This window comes from Rhodococcus sp. NPDC019050 (assembly GCF_055664235.1).
Window position 1 is genome coordinate 23740 of record NZ_JBVOON010000025.1, and the last position, 22317, is coordinate 46056.

The following is a 22317-nucleotide window of genomic DNA, read 5'->3' on the forward strand; positions in this document are numbered from 1 at the left end:
CAGGCATCACTTTGGTAACAGAAAACAAATGTTCAGTATGTTGAGGAAGTCCGATCCCGGGTCGCGTTCGGCGTGCAATGTGCCGCGCCCACGATCTCGAAACGGGGCTGTACGGCTCTGCCTGCTGGCGTGCTGCGCGACGAGCACGCCGACGGGCTCGCCCCCTGGACGTACTGGAATAGCGCCATGACGGGTTCTGGTCGAGGGCGTCCACCACCGCTGTCATCGCGCACCGACCGACACCGTCGAGCGCCGAATCCGTAAACCGCTCCTGCCCGGGAACCTGCCATCGGGCGCGGTTGGTCTCTGTCAGGCGGCGCTCAGAACAGGGTGTCGGCAATCCGTAGCGGCCGGTAACCGGTGGGGCCGAGCTGAGCCAGCTCACCCTCGATGTCGACGTCGATAGAGCCGAAGAAGTTGATGTTCTCGCTGTGCGCCGGGGAGATATGGGTCAGGACCTCGTCGTCGATAGCCCGTCCGGACCTGCGCATCGACTCGACCGCCAGCCCGTAGTACTCGGTTGTCCAGGTCACCACAGCGTTGGTGACCAGCGTCAGGCACCAAGCCTGCTCGGTCTGCTGCTCGAGGTGGCGGGCACGGATCGTGCCCTCGTGGGCATACAGCAAGTCACGTTTGAGGGCGTGCAGCGACTCGCCCTTGTTGAGCTGACGGGAAATCCTGCGTCGGTACGCGGGATCGGACAGATAGCGAGCAGCGTAGATGGTGCGCCGCACCGCACCGTACTCCTTGAGGGCTGCGGCGAGCGCGTTCTGCCGGGTCGACGCGGAGAGTTTGCCGACCAGCAGCGACGCGGTGGCATGCCCGAACTTGAGCGATCCGGACAGGCGCAACAGATCGTCCCAGTGCGCGGCAATCAGCTCGAGGTTGGCCCGCCGGGTCAGCAGCGGCCCCGCGAGCGGGGACTTTGCCTCTGCCTGTGATTTCGGGCCGGTCCGGTACAGGGTGATCTTGCCCAGATCCCGGATCCGCGGGGAGAGCTGCAACCCCAGCAGGTCGAACAGGCCGAAGTTGACCAGCGTCACCCCGTGCGTGTCGGTGGCGTGTTCGGTGATCGGGATATCGGTGGCATTACCGAGAATCTCGTCGAGCACATAGTGCGCCTCGCGTTTCGTCGCGACGATGATCTTGGTCCCGTAGGTGGTGTGCTGGTCGGTCACGTGCGTGTACGTCGAGAGCCCCTCGTGCGCGAAGTACCTGCTCAATGCCCTGGACGTGATCGATTTTCCGCGGGTGGGGAACCGCTGCCCATCCGAGGACGACAGCGTGCCGGAGCCGAGAATCGGGGTCAGCGGCAACACGCCGTGGTAGCCGATCAGCGCGAGGTTCGCCGCCCGCAGTGTCTCCTCCCGCACGTACCACTCTGCGGTCCAAGCCAGCGTGTCGTAGGAGATGCCGCAGGCATCCGCCATGCGGGTCAACCCGAGGTTGGTCGCGTGCGCCAGAAGCACCGCGATCAGATTCCGTTTCAGCTCCGGGCTGCGGGTCGCCTTGCCGCCAGCGTGGGTGAAGCAGTCCAGCAACCCGGTGCGCTGGTCCATCTCGATCAACAGCGACACGATCGGCGCGAACGGCAGCATCTCGGTCAGCTCCGCCTTGAGTGCCACCGACTCGGCTGGCACGTCCTCCGCAGGCAATGGAGAGATCACCAGATCGCCCCGCTCATCGAGGCGGACCGGGCCATCGCCTTCGCTGAGAGTCTGTTCCAGTTCGCCCAGCGCCGTGTGCAGCTCGTCCTGCAGCTGGGCCAGCGCGGTGGTGGCGTCGGCGGGTTTGCCGACCAGTCGACAGAACTCTGCACGCTGGTCGGCCCACTTTTCGCGGGTGAGCAGGTAGGCGGCCGGATCGCAGTAGCGGCGCGAGCCCGGCACCCACACATCCCCCGACCGCAGCCCGTCGCGCAAGGCGAGCAGCACGCACAGCTCCCAGTAGTGGCGGTACGCGCTGGTGTTGCCGCTTTCGGTCGCCGTGTCCAGGTAGCCGCGCCAGCGGGCGGGTACGAACCCGTTCGGAGCATCGTCGGGGACCTTGCGGGCACCGGTGGCATTCAAGTGCCGCAGGATCGCCACCGCCCCCAGCAGCTCGGTGGCGGCGGTGCCGCCGGCGAAGGTCACTGCTGCCAGCACCTGTGGGGTGAACTGCCGCAGGTACCCGTAGGAGCCGTCCAGCGAGGCGAGGTGGCCGTGATCGCGCGGCAATGGTGGCAGCGCGGTCGACTGCGCCGACCGCAACCGTTGCCATCCGATCTTCTCGCCGCGGATCAGTGCGCCGACCTGCTCGTCCGGCACCGCCGGGTCGGCGACGATGGCTAGGATCGCGTCTAACAGCGACTGCCGGTCCTCCCCGGACTTGGCGCGTTCGGCCAGCGCTTCGCGCATCTTGTGTCCGGCCTTGCTCTCCCGCGCCGAGATGGCCTGGTCGAACAACTGGATCACCTCGTCGAGTACCTCGGTGGCCGACTGCGCCACCAGCGTCAGCAGGATCGGGTACCGCCGTTGCGGCTCACGTCGTGTCAACGCCTGCGCGGTCAGGCGGCGACCCATCGTGGCCAGGAACCGGCGCCGCTCCGCGGGCAGTGCCGACAAATCCAGGGTGTCCGCGCCGAGGGAGCGCAGGAACTCCAACTTCGCGATCTCGGCCTTCACCGCGGCGGGTGAGGCCTCCACCGGTCCGGTACCCAGCCACCGCAGCCGGGTCATTCCGATCATCGGATCGGTCACCAGCAGGCCATCGAGTCCGGTCCGGCGTTCGGCGGTGAATTCGTGCGCCAGCCGGGTGAATGTCTCTCCCTGCGCCACCTCTCGTGCATGGGCAATCCGCTTGACCACCGTCAGCGGACCCGGCCGGATCACCTTCGCCGAGGTCAGGTATTCACAGGCCAGCCGAAACAGCAGGGTCGGCGAATCGTGCTCCATCGCCCGCGCCAACAGGAACTCGTCGAGTTCCTTGAGCTCCAACGTCGTCGGCGTCCGCCACCCGAGATACCTTGCCGCCAGTAGTAAATGATCTGTGCGGGTCTTTGCTCGCCGCCCGTAGGAGCCGATCGCATCCGGATCGACTCGAAGCTGCTCGGCCAGCCGCAGAACCGCTGACCGTGGTGCGGAGGTCACGTCATCGGGTACGAAACCCAGCCACGGCAGCGTGCACAGGGCAACAGCAAGACCCAGCCGGTCGGCTGGACCGCGACCTCGACCTGGGTCGACGAACGCCGCATCGGCCGGGGTTAATGTGAAGAAGCGGAACAGCTCCTCCCGCCCGATCTCCGGGAACCTCCGCAGGGACATCAACTCTTCTTCGGTGAACACCTGGCCTGCCACCCGCATCTCCCACCTGAGTACGAAGACTCCCAGGTCAGCAGGTTACCTGGCCATATCCGCCCGATTTTTCCCGAGTACTACGGCTACCCCGAGCCGGTCGGGGCGCGTGATGGTTCATATCGTTCGGGTCGGCGTCTCGCGATGCCGCAGGACCGTCGCTTCGAGTGACGCTGTTTGATCTGTTGATGACCGTGATGCGGGTGCTTTGCGTAAGAAGGTAGCCGGCTTGGCCCGCGACTGACTGGATGCTGCACGCCTCAGAATGCTCCGTGGTGAGCCACCCGTAGATACGCTCCGATGTCGGTCAGAGGGGGCAGACGCACTCGCTCCCACCCAGGGCCGGCGATGCGGCAGCACGTTCGAACAGCATCGACACCAGCCCGGCAGCGAACTGGTTCGGCTCCCGAATATCCATCATGCCGCCCGGAAGAAAGAACCGGCCGACGCGCATCTGCTCGTCGGTGGGGAACTGCATCTCGAGACGGTAGCAGCGACGGAACCGGGTCCGGAGGAAGGTGAACGCGACGGTGGTCTCGCGGACCCATTCGAGCGCAAGTGGACGGAGATCATCGCGGATCACCCCTTTCCTGGACAATGCGGCCTGGGCTGCGGCGAACGAGGCCCCGAGCCCGGAATCCTCCGGTGGCGGCTGGAGGCGAAGATCCCAGTAGGTGCCGCGGTGATCCATGTGCGGCTGATAGAACCGGTTGTTGAGCGAGCGGTACTCCTCGACGAGACGGTCCGACTCGACCGTGCTCCGGTACACGATGTAACTGCCCGGGTGGTGGCTGGCCCGCTTCTGCCAGTCGAAGTCCGGTGGAGCGTCGATCTGCGTGTTTTCGGCCGAGAAGAACACTGCCACCTCGAAACGCCGATCAGCACGGTCGCGATCGGGGGCATAGAGGTAGAGCGGTCCGAGACTCACCGGTGCCGTGGACCGAACCACATGAACGGCCTCGAGGGGCCGCAGTGCGGTGCCGAAGATGTGGAACCGCACCATGCGGTTTCTGTGTGCGGGGATGAAGGTTCCGTCGTCGTCGACGAACCGGTAGTCCACCCACACGGTCACCGGCCGGCCCGCGACCTCGACCGCATACCCGTGTGTGGGGGGACTGAGACGGCCGTCGAGGATCGCATGCACGTCGATTCCGTCATCACCGACGGGAATCGGATCACGCTCAGACATGGCTTCGGTTCCGACAGCGTCGACCGAATGACGAGACCCACGGGTGATAATTCGTCACGAGCATTTGCTCCTGGGGACTCCGCATCAGGCGAAGAGATGGATCTTACCTCCCGCAGATATCGCGTTGCCTGCTGAATCGACACCCACGTAGGTGGGGGTTCCGGTAGTAACCGCCGAAAAATCAACGGATATGACGTAGCTGCTGGTCAGCGTCGGCGTTCGGCTCCCGGGCCCAAGATCGAGGTCAGCTCGCGCATCGCCTGTGGGGACGGTTTGAAGTATCGGCGCAGGTTCTCGGCTTTGCGGTGGCGGGACTTGGCCATCAGTTCCAGCAGGCTGGCCCCGGATTCCCCGAGGTGGGTCAGGCCGGAGTGGCGCAGTTCGTGCAGGTCCCAGCCGGTCCGGGGTCCATCGACGGCGGTGGCGGCGTCGAGCAGGTCGCGGGCCTGGTCGTAGGACAGCCGGGCCAGGCCGGTGTTGGGACAAACGTCGCGGTCGGCGAGGTACTTGCCGGGCCCCGGCCGGCGGTGGGTCACGAAAACAGGTCCGCGGGTGCGGTCGCGGATGAGCCGGGGCAGCAGGCGGGCGGTGCCCGCGTCCCAGTACACGTTCTCGAGGACGTGTTCGTGGTGGGCGGCGCCGCGGCGGCGGGTACGGGGTTTGGCGCCCTTGGACTTCACCGCCGCGCACCGCCCTGCGAGGTCGAGGTCTTCGACGTTGAGCTGGAGCAGTTCCTCGGCACGGGCACAGGTTTCGTACAGCATCCGCCACAGCGTCTTCTCCCGCAGGTGGATCTCGCGGCGGGCGATGAGCCGGTCGATCGCGGTACGCGAGCGGACGGGGGTGTCGGAGTCCGGCGGAGTGGACCGCGCGGCCGAGGCCGGGACGCTCGGCGCGGTCCAGCCCTGCTCGGCGCACCAGGACAGCCATCTGGCGACTGCGGCGCGGCGCGCGTTCCAGGTGTTCACCGCGGCGGTGCCCCAGAGGGTTTCCAGTGCGGCGCCGACTTCGGTGTCGGTGACCGAGTCCAGGGCGCGGCTGGCGGCGGTGAGTCCGTCGTGGCGGGCGTCGAGCTGGTCGACGGTCTTGACGACGGCGATGCCGTAGGCGCGGCGGGTGTTCGCCGAGCCGATCGTGTCGAGGAACGCCTCGGCGGCGGTGCGCAGGGTGCGCGCCGGCGGGGCGGTACGCAGCCGGGTCACTCTCGCGGCCATCGGATTCCCCTCTTCAGTACTATAGCCCCGGATAACGGGGTCGCTTCGTGTGCACCCCGGAGCGGGTCCGCCGCAGGTCGCCTCTCAAGTTACCCCGGATAACAGACCATTATCCGGGGTATCACTGCTATCGTTGAGCGGTCACGGCCAGACGCGTACCGCCGTTCCGGTGCCTCCACCCGACCGGGTGGAGGCACCTTCGCCGTTCCCGGGTAGCGCCGAGTCCGCCGCGATCATGGAATATCGTGCCGGTCATGACCACGGATGATTGGTTGGCCGACACCCGAACCTCTTATGACACGGTTGCGGTCAGCTATGCCGACCAAGTGCGCGGCGCCCTCGCCGGACACCAGTACCTTCGCGCGGCTCTGGCATTGTTCGCCGACAGCGTGCGGACCGCTGGCGGCGGACCGGTCGCGGACGTCGGCTGCGGCCCCGGTGAAGTCACCGCCCACCTGCATGAGCTCGGTGTCGACGCCTTCGGTATCGACCTCTCCCCGGCGATGATCGACGTGGCCCGACGCGACCACCCCGACCTGCGGTTCGAGGTGGGCTCGATGACGGAACTGAACCTGCCCGTCGCTTCGGTGGCCGGCCTGCTCGCCTGGCAGTCTTTGATCCACATCCCAGACGACGAGGTGCCGACTGTATTCGGGCGCTTCCACCAAGCACTGCGTCCCGGCGGACCGTTGCAACTCCTGTTTCACGTCGGCGGCGAGTCGCTGTTGAAGACAGAGGGCTACGGCGGTCACCCGATGAAGGTCCATGTCCACCGCCGGCAGCCGAACCAGGTGGCATCGTGGCTGCACGATGCCGGATTCGTGGTCGAGGCCCAGATGCTGCTCGACCCGGATGCGAAAGCTCAGCAAGCGATTCTCTTCGCACGCAGTAAGTCCTAACTTCTGCATATGTCGGGCTCGCCATTCGGAACCGCGAGGTCCCCGACGTACACCGCCCGGCGGGAAGCGTGGACCTGGAGTACGCATGTCACCGACCAACGCGACGCCGAACCGCATCGCCCCCACTGACGCGCCGCGCCTTCGGCGCCGCGGTCACCTGCCGACCAGACGCCCCGCCCGCGCAGTCGACCCAGGAGCCGGCATGGAATCCCGGCGTCACCCACAGCGAGCCCGAAATACGCCCTGCACGTCTGGACCGGCCGGGCACGGCGGGTGATCAGCCGGCACACCGGACGCCAGTGGGCGGGCATCACCGCCGACAAGCTGCGGATCGGAGTCGAGGGCGCCCCTACTCCTTCGGCTACATCGCCGGACCGCACCACTCACGGGCCTGGGACCACGACTGGACCCAGGACGGACGATCCTGCGCGGACCTGATCCCGGACATGAGGACCACCGAATGGCTCGACCACGAGCACACGAACCGGGCCCTGGGGTAACGCCGGGACCGGTCAGAACAGGGTGTCGCGCACCCGCAGCGGCCGGTAGCCCGTCGGGCCGAGCGCGGCGAGTTCGCCCTCGATGTCGACTTCGATCGCGCCGAAGAAGTTGATGTTGGCGCTGTGCGCGGGGCTGACGTGGGCCAGGACCTCGTCGTCGATGCGGTGCCCGGCCCGGCGCATCTGCTCGACCGCGAGGCCGTAGTACTCGGTGGTCCAGGCGATCACGGCGTTGGTGGCCAGGGTCAGGCACCACGCTTGCTCGGTCTGGTCGGCGAGCTGGCGGGCGCGGATCGTGCCCTCGTGTGCGTAGAGCAGGTCGCGGCGTAGTGCGTGCAGGGATTCGCCCTTGTTGAGCTGGCGGGTGATCTTGCGCCGGTAGTCCGGATCGGAGAGGTATTTCGCGGCGTAGATGGTGCGCCGCAGCGCCCCGTACTCCTTGAGCGCGGCGGCCAGGGTGTTCTGACGGCCCGAGGCGGAGAGCTTGCCGACGAGCAGGGAGGCGGTGGCGTGCCCGAACTTCAGCGAGCCAGCCAACCGGAGCAGGTCGTCCCAGTGCTCGGCGATCAGATCGATGTTGGCCTTGCGGGTCATCAGCGGGCCCGCGTGCGGGAACCGGGCCTCGGCGTCGGCGCGGGGGCCCGGCCGGTAGAGGGTGATGCGGCCCAGGTCCCGGATGCGTGGGGACAGCTGCATCCCGAGCAGGTCGAACAACCCGAAGTTGACCAGGGTGACCCCGTGGGTGTCGGTGGCGTGTTCGGTGATCGGCAGATCGGTGGCGTTGCCCAGGATCTCGTCGAGCACGTAGTGGGCTTCGCGTTTGGTCGCCACGATCACCTTGGTGCCGTAGGTGGCGTGGGTGTCGGTGACATGGGTGTAGGTCGACAGGCCCTCACCGGCGAAGTAGCGGCTCATCGGCCGCGCGGTGGTGGATTTCCCGCGCGTGGGGAACCGCTGCCCGTCGCTCGACGACAAGGTCCCGGTGCCGAACACCGGAGTCAGCGGGAGCCGCTGGTGGTAGTCGATGAGTACTAGGCTGGCCGCGCGCAGGGTTTCCTCGCGCACATACCATTCGTCGGTCCAGGACAAGATGTCGTAGGAGATGCCGCAGGCCTCGGCCATCCGGGTCAACCCGAGGTTGGTCGAGTGCGCGAGCAGCACCGCGATCAGGTTGCGCTTCAACTCCGGCGTGCGGGTGGCCTGTCCGCCGGCGTGGGTGAAGCAGTCCAGGTAGCCGGTGCGTTTGTCCAGCTCGATCAGCAACGACACGATCGGTGCGAACGGCAGCATCTCGGTCAGCTCGGCCTTGAGCGCGATCGCCTCGGCCGGAACGTCCTCGGCGGTCAGCGGGGAGATGATCAGATCCCCGGACTCGCCGTCCAGGCGTACCGGCCCCTCACCTTCGGCGAGCACGGTCTCGAGTTCATCGACCGCGGTGTGCAGTTCTTCGACGACGGCGGCCAGGGCGACGCCGGGATCGGCCGACCGCCCGACCAAACGGCAGAACTCGCCGCGCTGCGGTTCCCACCGCTGCGGTGTGAGCAGGTAGGCGGCCGGGTCGGCGTAGCGGCGTGAGCCGGGCACGTACACGTCCCCGCTGCGCAGCCCGTCGCGCAGCCCGAGCAGCACGCACAGCTCCCAGTAGTGCCGGTAGGCGGTAGCGCTGCCGGACTTGCGCGCCGCGTCGAGGTAGCCGCGCCACTTCGCGGGCACGAACCCGATCGGGGCCTCGTCGAACACCTTCCGCCGCGCGGTCGCGTTGAGTTCACGCAGCATCGCGACCGCGATCAACAACTCCGTCGCCGCGGTCCCGCCCGCGAACTCCACCGTCGACAGCACCGCGGGGGTGAACTGACGCAGGTAATTGTAGGAGGAGTCCAGCGCGGCCAGGTGCCCGTGATCACGCGGCAACCGGGGTTTGGCCTGCGCGATCGCCGCCCGCAGACGTTCCCACCCGATCGCATCGCCGCGGATCAACGCACCGATCTCCTCATCGGCCACCGCAGGATCGGTCACGATCGCCAGGAGGTCGTCCAGCAGGGCCTGGCGGTCCTCTCCGGATTTGCCGCGTTCGGCCAATTCCTGCTGCATCCGGCGTTCGGCGGCACCGAACTTCGCCGAGATCGCCTGATCGAACAAGGCCACGACCTCGTCGAGCACGTCGGTTCCGGACTGCGCCAGCACGGTGAGCAGGATCGGATACCGCCGCTGCGGATCCCGGCGTTCCAACGCCTGCGGGGTCAACCGGCGCCCCATCGTGGCCAGGAACCGGCGTCGTTCGGCGGGCAGCACCGACATATCGAGCCGGTCGGCACCCAGGTCGCGCAGGAACGCCAGTTTGTCGACCTCGGCGCGCACCGCAGCCGCGGACGCCTCCACCGGCCCGGTCGACAGCCACCGCAACCGCGAAACCCCCAGCGAGGCATCGGTGGTCAGCAGTGCGTCCAACTCGGCGCAGCGGGCCGGGGTGAACTCGTGGGCCAGACGGTCGTAGGTCTCGCGCTGGGCCTGCTCGCGGGCGTGGGCGACGCGTTCGACCATGCTCACCGGGCCTGGGCGGATCACCCGCGCCGAGATCAGATACTCACACCCCAACCGGAACAGCAGAGTCGGGGAATCGTGTTCCATCGCCCGCGCGAGCAGGAACTCGTCGAGCTCCTTGAGTTCGAGCGCACCCGCCGCCCGCCAGCCCAGATACTGAGCGACCAGGCGTAGATGGTCGGTGCGGGTCTGGGCGCGGCGGCCGTAGGAACGGATCTCAGTGCCGTCGAGCCGCAGCTGCTCGGCCAGCCGCGCTACCGCGACCGGCGGGGCGGTCACCACACGATCGGGCACGAATCCCAGCCACGGCAACGTGCACAACGCGATCGCGATCCCGAGCCGATCAGCCGGACCACGACCGCGGCCGGGATCGACGAACGCCAGATCCGCCGGCGAGAGCGTGAAGAACCGGAACAGCTGCTCCCGGCCGATCTCCGGGAACTCCCGCAGACGCGCCAACTCCTCATCCGCGAACACCCGCGTCGCCACGAAACCGACCTCCCATCAACCAACCACGTTGGGAGCCAAGCCAACCAGTAGTCCGCCTCCACCGCAGGCCGAACCGGGCCCTCACCAGCAATCAGCCGCGGCTACGCCATATCCGTTGATTTTTCGGCGGTTACTACCGGAACCCCGGAATGGGCGGCGCGGTGCTTCATGCCGCCACGATTGGGGGGACACCGCCCGGCGACGGCCTGCGCCCGTCGAGGAGTCGTCCGGCGGCGCAGTCGGACAGCGGGACGTCGTCGTCAGGGCACGAATACTTCTGTCGTCACAGGAATGCTGGGGCGGTCGGTCCGTAGGGTGAGCTGTACTCGCCCAGGCCCCGTCCCGACCTGCATGAACACCGGTCTGGAACTTACGCTGCCGGCAGGAATGTACCGGGTGAGGGTGCCTCGCTGCCCGGTGTCGAGGTTGTGCCAGTCGACGATCGCGGTGACGTCACAGGCAAGGAAGGTCGGTGCGTAGTCGCCCAGTGGTGAGAAACCCTGCGTCACGCGGAGTTCGACGGAATGGGTGGCACCCGGAAAGCTGCTGTACTGGTAGAGCGGTCCGTCGAACGCTACCCCGGCAGAGTTGAGGATTCCGACGCAGATTCCGTCACCGACCGTCAACATTGGGGGAGAACGGAATTCGGTCGTGGCGCACGACCGTGGTCCGGTGTTCGAGGCCCCGAGTCGACAGGCATCGGCGGCGCCGGCGCTACCCGGTGCGACGACGAACAAGGCGACCGCGACAAGTCCGGTGACTGCCGCGGAGACGAATCCGTGTTCGGGTTTCATACCTCGATCATCGTGGGGTATTCGATGTTCATTACACGATTACGGAAATAGCCGGGGATTTCGTTGGAGAGGAGAGCGCTTAAGGTACTTAGCTAGCTTCGGTATTCGAAGTGGGGAATTCCGCACGGGTTCTCTATTGTTCGCAAAACTAATTTCGTGCCGATTCCGTTGCCGAGTTTTCCGATCACTGCGCGGCGCTAGGCGCCCTGACGTCGCTCACTGTCACCAGCAGGCGCCCAGATGCTGTGGGTACGAACGCTGCTGACGCGGGACCGAAGTGGGCAGACCGGCCCGCGACGCAAGGAGGCATTGCGACACAACTGCTCTCGGGTGTTCACGGATGACGCTGTAACCGGTCGGTGGGGTTCAATCGTTGGTCGATGGCCCCGGTTCGGTCACGGCATACCGCGCGGCGAGGGTGCGGACGGCCTCGTCAACCACCTGAGCGACGCGTTCGTCGCTCACCTTCCAGTCGGGCACCAGGAGTGCCGGCCAGAATATGTAGTTGGAGATCATGCCCAGGAACTGGGTGGCTGCGAGGTCCACGTCTTCGACCCGCACCGTTCCCGCCTCGTGCTCGGTCTGCAGGTAGTCGCGCACGGACTCGAAGTAGGGCATTTTGCCCTGCGAGAACTGCGCATCGGCGAGTTCGGGGAATCGTGGTAGCTCAGCAATGACGATTCGGAACAGGTCGGTCATCTGGGCGCGGCTCAACAACTCGGCGTAGCGACGCCCGATGGTGCGCAGTCCGTCGACGATGTTGCCCGGCGGCGGAGTTGCCTCTTTGTCAGCGGTGGACCAGGACTCGGTGACGATGGCGTCGAAGAGGGCAGCCTTGCTCGGAAACTGCTTGAACAAGGTCGCCCGCGAGACGCCCGCGCGCTCTGCGATCCGTGCCAACGACGTCCGGTCGTAGCCCAACTCCAGGAACAGGGCAGTCGCGGCCGTCAGGATCAGTTCGCGCTTCTCCTGGGCGATGCGCTGGTGATACGTCGTCGTGGCAGCCCTACTCATGGATGAAGCTTACGAGGTGAGTCGCTTGACTCACCATTACTCCCGACCTAGTGTCGGCAGTGGTGAGTCGCTCCACTCACTATTGGCCGTCCTTCATCACTGAAGATCCCGGTCGATCGCCCACGAACCGAAGGACATCCGATGCGCCGCTTCGACAACCAGACTGTGCTCGTGACCGGTGGGTCCGGTGGCCAGGGCTCGAGCCACGTACGCGCCTTTCACGCGGAGGGAGCAAACGTGGTGATCGGCGGGATCGACGCCGAGCGTGGTGCCGCGCTCGCCGACGAGCTCGGCACCCGCGCTCTCTTCACCCACCTCGACGTCACCGACGAGAGCTCGTGGTCCGCGGCCGTGCTGGCCGCCGAGAGCGCCTTCGGCGCCCTGAACGTGCTCGTCAACAACGCGGGCGTCCAGAACCCGCCTGCGCCGATCGAGAAGACGGACCAGGCCACATGGTCACGCATCCTCGACATCAATCTCACCGGGACCTTCCTCGGCATCAAGGTCGCCGCGCCCGCTCTGCGCCGCGCAGGAGGGGGAGCCATCGTCAACATCGCTTCGACAATGAGCCTGGGCGGCACGGCGCACTACGCGCCGTACGTCGTCAGCAAGTGGGCCGTACGAGGTCTCACCCGAACGGCAGCGCTCGAGCTCGGACGAGACCACATCCGCGTCAACACCATTCACCCCGGCGTTATCGCGACCGCCTTCATCCGAGAACCGGCAGCCGGTGCCACCGCGGCGATCGCCGACTTCTACTCACCCGAACCGTTCGCCATCCCCCGACTCGGGGAGCCGACGGACGTCACACGGCTTCTCCTGTTCCTCACGTCAGCAGAAGCGTCGTTCATCACCGGGTCCGAGTACGTCATCGACGGTGGACTTCTCCTCGGACCCGCCCTTCGAGCCGAGGCCGCATGAACAGTCCGGACTCCAGCGGATGGAACGACTCCGTACGGGACTCGCCCTTGTCGCACCTGCCCGACCACATCCGCCGAGCCGTCGAGATCACGCCCGCCGCAGGCACCAGCGAACGGACCATCGACATCACGACCCTGGGGCGCCGCACAGGCCGACCACGCCGCATCGAGATCTTCTTCTACCGAGCCGCAGGCAACACGTACCTGTGCACTGGCGCCGGTGGGGCTGCCACCGACTGGCATGCGAATCTTCTTGCCGATCCCGCCTTCACGTTCCACCTGAAGAACGGGATCCGTGCAGATCTGCCCGCACGGGCCACGCCGGTCACCGACTCAGCCGAACGTCAGGCAGTGCTGGTCGAGATCGTCGCGGATCTCAATCAACCCCACGACCCCGGCACCATCCGTCCGACTCGGCTCGAAGACTGGGCCGACAGCCGGCTGATGCGGATCAGTTTCCGCCCTCGGCCGTGAGCGCGGGCCCCACTGCATAGTCCGTGCCCGGCACACCTAGACGAATTCGAGCGCGCCCTCCACCTCTTGCGCCACCTTCCGAGTACCCGGAGACCCCAGGGCGGTGGCAAGGTCCGAGCCGTCGTGCTCGGCCAGCAACTCGCCGCCGGACCACACCAGCAATGTCGCGGCAACGGTGTGCTCGGCCACCGAGTGCGACAGGTCGTAATGCGCGCAGCCGGGAACGCCGGCATACGTGATCCACAGGTCGAAACCCGTCATGAACAGATCCAGATCGAACTGCACACACAGACCGAGCAATTCGCTGCGACCCGTGTCGTCGACACCGGCGAACGCTTCGTCGAGCGCGAGCAGGCGCGGCGCATGAGGATCGGCCGAATCCAGCATCACGTGCGCCGCCGCGAACAACGGCAGGTGCAGCGACACCGACTGCTCACCACCCGACAACGCCGAATGCCGCGCCGGTGTCAGCTTGTCGTCGCTGCCGTCCGCCCCGATCAGGCTGAACGAAAAGACCCGCCACCGCCGGTAATCCAAGGTGGCAGCAAGAATCTCCGGGTACGAACGCTCCGGATGGGCCGCCCGCTCCGCGCGAATCCGGGACGCGAAATGCGCCCGCACCGCGGCAAGATCCTCCGCGGACAATGCCGAAGTATCGCGGTCGAGCAACTTGCACACCGCCCGCGCCTGATCGTCCAGGTGGTCGGCGAGCACCCAGTGCACTCCGATGGTGTTGCCCGACGACATGTGCCGCTGCCGCATCTCGGCACCCATCCGCGCGATCAGATCCCGGGCGTCGACGGTGCGTTCGTGGATCTGCTGAGCGAGCCCCGTCAGCAGCGCATCCTCGAGAATGCGCCGTTCGGAGTCGGTGAGCAGCAACTCCTGATCGCGCCGCGCCTGCGCAATGCGCACCGCGAACTGCCCGACCGACGAGAATCCTTGTTCGTCCTGCACCTGAACGACGGTCAGCCCGTCGGGTGCATCCCACCGCAGCCGGTACTCCTGCGTCCTCGCGAGTTCGGTGTCGAACTCCTGCACCGCCACGGTGAGTGCTGTCCGTGCCGATTTGCGCGCCGATTCGCTCGCGGAGACCTTCGCCGTGGCGGTCGTCAACGACCGGAACAGCGCATCCACCTCCGTCGGCAACACGGGAATGACGGAATCCGGTTCCGCTTGCCGGATCAGGTACAGCAACTGATCGGGTTCCAACCACGCGGCGGGGCTTGCCGGCCACGCGTGCGGTTGCTCGATCCCGAGCAACGCCAGCAGGTCGGGGCGCGCGAAGGGTGCCAGTTTCTCGGCGTCGGCGCGGGATTCGACCAGCGCCGACCGCAATGTCTCCTCGGCGGCGGTCTGCGCGGCTTCCGACTTGCCGATGCGCCCGAGCGCCGCCTCGTACGCCTTGCGGGCGGTGCGGTGAGCAGACCTGGCCGCGTCGATCCGGGCGCGAGCCTGTTCGAGCTGCGCATCGATCTGGTTCGCGCCGGCCCCGAGCGCGTCCCGCAGGGTTTCCAGCTTCTGCTGCTGATTGGCAAACGATTCTTCGGAAATGGCGGATTGCTCGGCGGCTTCCTCAGCGGTGCGGCGTGCCTCCTCGAGCCGCGCCTGCGCCTCCCGGACCCGTTCGGCGGTGGTGGAGTGTTCCCGCAAGGCCCGCAGCAGGGCCTGTCCCTGCGCGCGGAAATGCCGCACTGCAGCGTCGAGACTGTCGAGTTCGCGCGCCTCGGACGGCGCACGGTGCCGGGAGGCGGTCGACCTCAGGTGTTGCTGGCCGGTGGCGAATTCGGCGAGTGCCTGGTCGAGGTCTCGGTCGGCGGCTGCCGCCGACTCCGTCGACGTGCGTAGCGCGCCCGCGCACTCGGTGACCTTCCGCAACGCGGCGAGCACCGCCCCGGTGCGGGGCAGCGCGGCGGCTGCACGTTCGAGCCCGTCCAACCGGTCGCCGAGGCTGCGATGTTGCTCGCGCAGTGACTGCACCGTCGAATATGCTTCTTCGACGGCACGTTCGAGTTCAGCCACCCGCAGTCGTCGTCGACGTGCCCGGGCGGTGGCGCCGATGAATTCGGCATGGCTCTTGGTGTGTCTGCCCACCTGCGTGCCCTGACGGAAGCCGCCTGAGGTGTCCACGGACACCGCGACGTCGACGGACGGTGCGGATGTCAGAGCGATGGATTCGAGTACCTCGGCGACCTCGCGCTCGGGGACTTCGGTGTCGGGTTCGGGCACCAGCACATCGGCCAGTGTCGGACCCGTCGGCCGGTGTTGTACGGGCACCGCGACGAGGAACTGTTCGGAGTCGACGGCCGGTAACTCGCCGTCCCCGGCGCAGACCCAGCCGTCGAGCAGGTTCGCTGCCTGGAGCGCCGCCTCGATGCCGGCTGCGTCCTGGGCGGAGACGTCGTCGCGGAACCGCACCAGCCGCCACAGCGGCGCACCCGGCAGCGATTCCCGGCTTCCTGTCCGGGCGGGGAATGGCGGGGGAGCGTCGTCGTGTTCGGCAATCACTTCCGCCCGTTCGGCTTCGAACTCGGCGACCCGCGCGCCGAGCGCGTCGATCTCGGCTGTGAGTGCGCGTCGCCGGAAGCGGAGTTCCTCGACCGCCGGCGCAGTGTGCAGTGCGAGAGCGGAGGCCGGTGTCGGTGCGTCGTCCTGCCCGGCGGTGGCGATCGCGGTGTCCAGCGTGTCGAGCAGATCCGACGAAAGGCCCTCTTCGGCATAGTGTTCGGCGTGTCCGGTCCACCAGCTTCGTAGCTCGTCAGTGGTCTGCGCTCTGGTCAGTTCGACCACGGTTTCCGCCGCTTGCACTGCTGCGGCAGCCGCTTCGCGCTGGGCTCGACTTCGTGTGGCCGCCGCTTCGGCTCGCGTTCGGTTGGCGGCTGCGCCGTCCAGGCCGCCCAAGGCCGCGCGCACCGCACGCACATCGTCGTCACGTTCTTCCGCGTGCGCCTCGAGCGCGGCGACGAGTCGGTCGCTGCGATCCGAGTACTCCGCTGCGTGCCAGGTGATGCCCGCGTCTGCGGCGGCGTCCTGCAGTGCGTTCTCGCATCGGGTTCGCGCGGACACCGCCGCGGCGAGAGCGGTCTCGGCATGCTCGAGGTCGTCGGCGCGCTGCGCGACGGTGCTGTGGGCGCGCGCTGCCTGTTCAGCCTGCACCGCGGTGGTGCGTTCGAGATTCGCCACGGCCTGAGCGAGGTCGTCGAGTTGCTGCTTGCCTTCGTATGCGCTCGACCGCTGGAGGGCTTCGAGATTCGCGCGAGCCTGCTCGAGTTCTCGCTCGGTCGCGGCGAGGATCTCCTCGGCGCGGGTCCGTTCGGCGGCAGAGCCTTCCCGGTCGGCGGTGGCCGAGCGCAGCGATTCCACCGCGGCCTCCACGGTCGCCAGACGTGCCCCCACTTGGTCGACTTCAGCGCGTGCCTGTTGCCGGAGGTACGTCGAATACACCGCGACGAAACTCTGCGCAGCGTCATCTGCCGCGGCCAGCGACTCGAGGGTCCGTGCGACCTCCTCCATGTCGGAGAACGAACGGGCGGCCTCGACCAGTAGCTGATCGTCGAGCGGGCGCAACCCGTCGGTCAGGGCCTGGGACAGTCCCTTCGGATCGAGATTCTTCGCCAGTTGGGGGCGTCGCAGCGTGAGGATCAGGTTGATCAACTGGTCGTACCGCTGGGCACCGAGCCCGAACATGCGCGAATCGATCGCAGCCCGGTAGTCCACGGCGCGGTCGGTGACGGATTCGGCCCCGATCTGCTCGGTCAGCAGTTTGCGGGTGAGCGGACGATCCTCGGCGTCGAGCAACGAAAAGTCGACGCCCACCCGTCCGTCGACCACGAAGTACCAGCGGGTGACCTTGTCGGTTCCCCGGGTGGCGCGCATCCCGACCCCGACCGTCACCGCCTCCGGTTCGTCTGCCCGGCCGCGGCAGAACTCCATCCACACATACGAATACGCGCTGTCCTGCCCCTGATACAGCAGGTTCGATCGCATCGTGCGTTCCTCACCGGCGAACGGGTTCAGCCGCCGCGGCTCGATGCGTCCGTCGAACACGAACGGGAACAGCACCTCGAGAGCCTTGGTCTTTCCCGACCCGTTGGGGCCCCGCAGCACGAGACGGCCGTCCGCGAACGAGAACTCCTGATCCCGGTAGTCCCACAGGTTGATGATTCCGGCGCGTGTGGGCCGGAAACGGGCGCTACTCATGACTCTCCGTCTCACTCGTCTCGTCCGGGAACAGGTCGATCTGCGGATCGCGTTTGCGCACACTGACCGTGGCGCCCCGGAACCGTGCCAGTGCGGGTAATGCCAGCACCCCGCCGGGAATCCGCGCGAGAAGTCCGAGCTTGGCCAGCAGATCCACCGCCGCATCCGTGAGACCCGGTGGATCGGCCTGCCATTGGGCGGCGAACGTGCGCCCGTAGGTGTCGACGAGCCCGCCGACGGTGCTCGCCAGCCACGCGTCCTCGACCATCGGATGCCCCGGCCGGTCACGCACGTCGGACGGAACCTCGGGCCGGTGGCCCTCCGACGGTTCGGTGTTCGCCAAGGTCGCGAACACTCCGGACCGGGGAATAGCGGAATCCACCGCCGCGACGAGCGTGTCGTGGTCGTCGCGGGGGAGCGGATGGCGGGCCGGGGGCGGCAGGTCGGGGTCGAGCACCCGGTCGCAGATCTCTCCGGCGAGCAACAGCGCGACCTGCGCGACGGTGCCGGTGCCGGGGAACCGCAGGTCCGACAAGCGGCCGGAGGTGTCCACCAGAGCCACTCCCTCGGCGCGCCGCTCGGCAACCAGCCCGGTGAGCACTTCGAGGTCGGCGGTGGTGCGCGGCAACGCCAGTTGCAGTGCGTCGCTGTCGTCGAGGGCTTCCGCGTACACCACGGGACGCTGGATCAACGCACGGCGGACCCGTCGCGCCGACTCGGCACGCTGCCCGTCGGACGCACCCGGGCCGCCGTCCTGTCCCGCGAGCAGGCCGCGCACCGAGTACAGGTGCTGGAGCGCCTGCGGAGGCCGGAACAGCGCCGCGACGACCGAACGGTCGATGTCGTACAGGGCTTCACCGCTTTCGGGATCGCTCGCCCACGCTCCCGCATCACCGTCGGCGAGGGTGATGGCCCCGCGTGTCGCGAGCCAGGCCACCGCGTCGACGAAGGCGTCGCGGTCCACCGCGCGGTCGGTGACGAGGTCCACCCCGTCGACCTGCGACGCATCCGAGGCGACGTGGTCGGCCAGTTCCGACAGGCTGATCTGTCCGCCGGCCCGGCCGAGGGCGGCGAGGGCGAGCGCAAGGTAGGCATACCGTCGCCGATCGAAGGGGCGGTCGGTGTGGGTGGCTGTGCCGGCACCCGGGTCGAGCCGGTCCGCGACGGTGAACAACCGGGCCGTCGTTTCGGTGACCTCGAGCCGGTATCCGAGGATCTCGCGGAGGTCGTCGCGCAGTTCGGTGGCCCAGCGCCGCAGCAACGGCAGGGCGTTGGGGTCCGGAAACGTCGAGGTCACCAGATGGTGGGTGAGGATCAGACGCGCCGCGCGTTGATACGAATCGAGTTCGAGCGGCGCGATGGTGCGAGCTCTCACTGCACGTCCACCGTGAGGCCGTCGAGGTACAACCGGCCGCGTGCGGTTCGCACCACCGTCGATTCGGCACTGGGCCGCAGCGTCAGCTTCACGCCGTTCTGTGTGCCGGACGATCCGTCGCCGCGTACGCGTCCGGCGACCGGGACGCGAGCCGACAACGCCGCGTCGATCAGGCTGAGCAGCACCTCGGTTTCCGGCTCGGAAAGTTCCCGTTCCCGCACCCCGCCCGACGCGAGCGACCGCGCCGCGTCGGCACGGCGACGCTGGTTGTCGAGCTGCACTTCCCGCAGCCGGCGGACCGCGGAGTCGTTGCGCTGCACCCGGCCCGGTGCGCCCGCTGCCGGCGCCCGGCCGGTCTCGGCGAGCGTGCGCGAGATCTCCACCGGCGGTGCGTCCCACCACGACCGGTTCGACGGCACGATGTCGGCGTCGGGGTGGGGCATCGAGAAGTGCCGGGGGCGGCCGAGATCGAACACGGCCCCGAACAGTGCGTGTGCGGCTTCCTCGCTGGGGGCGGCGGCGAACCATCCCGCCAGGTGCCGCAACTGTGATTCGCGGCTGACTCCGCCTCGGCGGTTCTCGGTGAGCCGACGCAGCAACGCCAGCACCGCCGCGATCGCGTTCATCGTGCCCTCGCGCAACCGCTCCGATTCGCTGGGAGCCGACCCCATCCCCGCGAACCAGTGTTCGACGCCGCGCCAGCGTTGACGCCAATCGGCTTCGCGTTCCTCGAAGGAGAGCAGCACCCGCTCGTCGTACGCCGCCGCGAGTGCGGGCAACCGCTCGGCGCCGGTCGCCTCGACCCGGGCCAGCGCTGCGGTGAGCTTCGGCGCATACCGGGCGAGATCGGAACTGAACTCGCGCATGTGGGACAGCAGGGCGTCCTTGTGAGTCAGAAAAAGCTCGGGAGTGATCTCGGTGGTGCGCACCATCTCGCCCAGCACGAGATAGAACCGGGCGGCGCGCTCGGCCATGTCCGACAGCGTGGCGTCGAGCCGATTCAGTTTCCGGTAGACCAGTTCGCCGTCGCCGGACTCGTTGGCCTCGGCAAGTTCGGTGAGATCGGCGAGAAGGTCCGCGAGGGCCAACCGGGAGAGCGAGACATCCTGACCTCTCCCGGTCACCACGTCCTCGACGGCGCGGAACGCCTGAAACCCGGCCTGCCCGAACTGGTAGACGAAGTGGCGGTTGCGGTACTCCGCGAGTGTGGCCGCCCGGGTGCCGTCGTAGCTGCGCTCGAGCACCCCCCAGGAATGCAACTGCTCGAGCAGAGGAGCGATCTGCGCCGAGGTCAGAGCAGCCGCCGGATCGTCGCCGCCGATCCGTTCCAGCACGGAGGCGACGTCGGCTGCGTGCAGCAGCACCACGTAGTTGGCCCGGGCATGATCGAACGCTCGCAGCACCCACAGATACTCACTGCGCTTCTCGGCGGTCGCGAAGGCGAACAACCGGAACCGGTCGTCCCGCACCGTCGGGTCCTCGACCGTCCGGGTGCCGGACCGACCTGTTTCGTTCACCGTGACAGGGTAGGCGGACGGCCCACCGGAACCCGCATCACCCGTCGTCCGTGTCGGCCCGCCTCTCTACTCTGGGTCCCGCCACAACGCGCAACCGTAGGAGGGGTGATGTCCGATCCCGGGACCGGTTCGGGTGCCACGACGTGGGACGAAATGGCCGAACGGCTGGTCGGATCGCTCGCCGCCAGGCCCGCCGGATTCGTCCTCGAGATCGGCCCGCGCGACTATGTGTCCCCCGACGAGGAACCCGGCAATGTGGTGTGCGCCCAGATCCATGTGCTCGCAGACGGCGTGCTGATGATTCGTCGCTCCCGTAAGGAACTTGCGCGCCTGATGCTGGCCGACCACTCACCGGCGGGCCTGGCACTGGACCTGTGGCACTTCGACGATCACTTCGAAGACTGCACCGACGGGTATCTGTTCAGTCGCGATGTTCGCCTCGTCGCCGACACCTGCGTCACCTGGTTCCGCGACGGCGGAAACATGTCGTCGGCCGACGAACTGGGCTGCAATTTCCGCTACCCGGACGAACTGCCGCGCACCGATACCACGATGCCGTAACCCCGCCGGCGTGCGACCCGGTCGGTGTACGAGGGATCGATACCGAAGTGGTGCCTCATTCTTCCGCGCGGAACGCTGTCGCCCAGTTGACTCGGCACCGAGCACCACGTTCATCCAGCACCGACAACTGCGCCGGCGTGGAGACGAGCCCATATGACACGTTCATCGACATCGCCACCGGCCCCGGACGGCAGTTTTTCCGTCACGGATCCGCAGGAGGAACTCGACCGTCTCCTGCGGGACCTGCGCACCCGCACGGAGGGCTTGTCGAGCCGGGAAGCCGAGCGCCGGCTCGCCCAGATGGGGACGAACGACCTGGTCCGGCAGAAGGGGGAGCCCGCCTGGCGTGAGTTGCTCCGCCAACTCATCCATCCACTGGCGTTGTTGCTGTGGCTGGCGGCGCTCCTCGCCTGGATTTCCGGTTCGGTTCCACTGGCCGTCGCGATCGTGGTGGTCGTCTTCCTGAACGCGGGATTCGCGTTCATCCAGGAACGCCATGCCGAACAGGCCGTGGAGGCGCTGTCGGCGTATCTGCCGCCACACGCCCGGGTGCTGCGGGACGGCGCGGAGACGGAGATCGAAGCACGCCTGCTCGTGCCGGCGACGTCGTCGTCGTCTCCGAGGGCGATCGCATCTGCGCCGACGCCCGACTGCTGTCGGGAGCGGTCGACATCGACACCTCGACCCTGACCGGCGAATCCGTGCCGGTCGAGGTGCGGGCCGATGCCGGCAGCAGCCATGTACCCCTCACCCACGCCCGTGACATGGTGTTCAGCGGAACCTCCTGCACCGCGGGTGAAGCCACCGCAGTGGTGTTCGCGACCGGCATGCGAACCGAACTCGGGCGTATCGCCGCTCTGTCGCAACGCGTCGGACACGACGAGAGTCCCCTCGAAAAGCAGGTCAAGCGGGTCGCTCAGTTCATCGCACTCGTGGCAATCGGGATGGGTGCGGCCTTCATTCCGCTCGGCATGCTGCTCGCGGGCCTGCCGCTCACCGACGCCCTCAACTTCGCGATCGGGTTGCTGGTCGCGAACGTCCCAGAGGGATTGCTGCCCACGATCACCCTCGCGCTGGCAGTCGGGGTGCGGATTCTCGCGCGCCGCGGCGCGCTGGTCAAACGCATCTCCGCGGTGGAAACACTCGGATCGACCAGCGTGATCTGCACCGACAAGACCGGCACCCTCACGCTCAACCAGATGAGCGTGGTGGAGATGTGGACCGCCGACGGGGTCCTCGACTTCGACGCGTCGATCAGGGCTCCGGCCCGCGACGCGCCACCGGCTCGGCTCGCCCGG

The 22317-nt window shown here is 67.6% G+C and carries 14 protein-coding genes and 1 pseudogene; 6 read left to right on the forward strand and 9 right to left on the reverse strand.

Features of this window, described 5'->3' with window-relative positions; translation table 11 throughout:
* Nucleotides 1–320 precede the first annotated feature (320 nt).
* The 3 genes from AC0B44_RS20080 to AC0B44_RS20090 all read right to left on the reverse strand — a co-directional run bounded on the left by AC0B44_RS20080 (nucleotide 321) and on the right by AC0B44_RS20090 (nucleotide 5735).
* Entirely contained in the window at nucleotides 321–3335 is a 3015-nt protein-coding gene (locus AC0B44_RS20080) for a Tn3 family transposase (protein WP_471904534.1), read from the reverse strand.
* A gap of 304 nt (nucleotides 3336–3639) precedes the next feature.
* On the reverse strand, nucleotides 3640–4521 hold the full coding sequence (locus AC0B44_RS20085; RefSeq protein ID WP_435278534.1) for a hypothetical protein: 882 nt from the start codon (nucleotides 4519–4521) through the stop codon (nucleotides 3640–3642).
* Between the two features lie 206 nt (nucleotides 4522–4727).
* A complete protein-coding gene (locus tag AC0B44_RS20090; RefSeq protein ID WP_229564909.1) occupies nucleotides 4728–5735 on the reverse strand; it encodes a tyrosine-type recombinase/integrase in 1008 nt (335 codons plus the stop codon).
* A 254-nt stretch (nucleotides 5736–5989) separates the two neighbouring features.
* Here AC0B44_RS20090 and AC0B44_RS20095 point away from each other — a divergent pair, with 254 nt between their 5' ends.
* Complete coding sequence (locus AC0B44_RS20095) at nucleotides 5990–6634, forward strand: class I SAM-dependent methyltransferase (protein ID WP_229564910.1); 645 nt, start codon at nucleotides 5990–5992, stop codon at nucleotides 6632–6634.
* 512 nt (nucleotides 6635–7146) lie between these two features.
* Here AC0B44_RS20095 and AC0B44_RS20100 read toward each other — a convergent pair.
* The 3 genes from AC0B44_RS20100 to AC0B44_RS20110 all read right to left on the reverse strand — a co-directional run bounded on the left by AC0B44_RS20100 (nucleotide 7147) and on the right by AC0B44_RS20110 (nucleotide 11972).
* Nucleotides 7147–10164 carry a Tn3 family transposase gene (locus tag AC0B44_RS20100; RefSeq protein WP_471904535.1) on the reverse strand — a complete coding sequence of 1006 codons (3018 nt, stop codon included), beginning with the start codon at nucleotides 10162–10164 and terminating at the stop codon, nucleotides 7147–7149.
* 260 nt (nucleotides 10165–10424) lie between these two features.
* Nucleotides 10425–10958 (reverse strand): hypothetical protein, encoded by a 534-nt coding sequence (locus AC0B44_RS20105; protein ID WP_471904536.1) that lies wholly within the window; start codon nucleotides 10956–10958, stop codon nucleotides 10425–10427.
* A 366-nt stretch (nucleotides 10959–11324) separates the two neighbouring features.
* Entirely contained in the window at nucleotides 11325–11972 is a 648-nt protein-coding gene (locus tag AC0B44_RS20110) for a TetR/AcrR family transcriptional regulator (protein ID WP_471904537.1), read from the reverse strand.
* A gap of 141 nt (nucleotides 11973–12113) precedes the next feature.
* Between AC0B44_RS20110 and AC0B44_RS20115 the strand changes: the two genes are divergently transcribed.
* Nucleotides 12114–12893: a glucose 1-dehydrogenase gene (locus AC0B44_RS20115; RefSeq protein WP_471904538.1), complete on the forward strand. Its 780-nt coding sequence runs from the start codon at nucleotides 12114–12116 to the stop codon at nucleotides 12891–12893.
* Complete coding sequence (locus tag AC0B44_RS20120; protein WP_471904539.1) at nucleotides 12890–13366, forward strand: nitroreductase/quinone reductase family protein; 477 nt, start codon at nucleotides 12890–12892, stop codon at nucleotides 13364–13366. The genes AC0B44_RS20115 and AC0B44_RS20120 overlap by 4 nt, the downstream gene beginning before the upstream one ends.
* 36 nt (nucleotides 13367–13402) lie before the next feature.
* On the opposite strand, the gene AC0B44_RS20125 is transcribed toward AC0B44_RS20120, so the two are convergent.
* The 3 genes from AC0B44_RS20125 to AC0B44_RS20135 are packed head-to-tail and all read right to left on the reverse strand — an operon-like array spanning nucleotide 13403 to nucleotide 20410.
* The gene (locus AC0B44_RS20125; RefSeq protein ID WP_471904540.1) at nucleotides 13403–17566 is read right to left on the reverse strand and encodes a TIGR02680 family protein; all 4164 of its coding nucleotides are present in this window, start codon (nucleotides 17564–17566) and stop codon (nucleotides 13403–13405) included.
* Complete coding sequence (locus AC0B44_RS20130; protein ID WP_471904541.1) at nucleotides 17559–18941, reverse strand: TIGR02678 family protein; 1383 nt, start codon at nucleotides 18939–18941, stop codon at nucleotides 17559–17561. Before AC0B44_RS20130 ends, AC0B44_RS20125 begins: the two co-directional genes overlap by 8 nt.
* A complete protein-coding gene (locus AC0B44_RS20135) occupies nucleotides 18938–20410 on the reverse strand; it encodes a TIGR02677 family protein (RefSeq protein ID WP_471904551.1) in 1473 nt (490 codons plus the stop codon). Before AC0B44_RS20135 ends, AC0B44_RS20130 begins: the two co-directional genes overlap by 4 nt.
* A 156-nt stretch (nucleotides 20411–20566) precedes the next feature.
* On the opposite strand from AC0B44_RS20135, the gene AC0B44_RS20140 reads away from it, so the two are divergent.
* The 3 genes and pseudogenes from AC0B44_RS20140 to AC0B44_RS20150 form a co-directional block, all read left to right on the forward strand.
* Nucleotides 20567–21019, forward strand: a complete 453-nt coding sequence (locus AC0B44_RS20140) for a hypothetical protein (RefSeq protein ID WP_471904542.1) — start codon at nucleotides 20567–20569, stop codon at nucleotides 21017–21019.
* A gap of 153 nt (nucleotides 21020–21172) precedes the next feature.
* The gene (locus tag AC0B44_RS20145; RefSeq protein ID WP_471904543.1) at nucleotides 21173–21709 is read left to right on the forward strand and encodes a cation-transporting P-type ATPase; all 537 of its coding nucleotides are present in this window, start codon (nucleotides 21173–21175) and stop codon (nucleotides 21707–21709) included.
* Nucleotides 21673–22188: pseudogene (locus AC0B44_RS20150) on the forward strand (P-type ATPase actuator domain-containing protein); the annotation flags it as partial. The gene AC0B44_RS20145 and the pseudogene AC0B44_RS20150, both read left to right, overlap by 37 nt.
* Nucleotides 22189–22317: the final 129 nt, after the last annotated feature.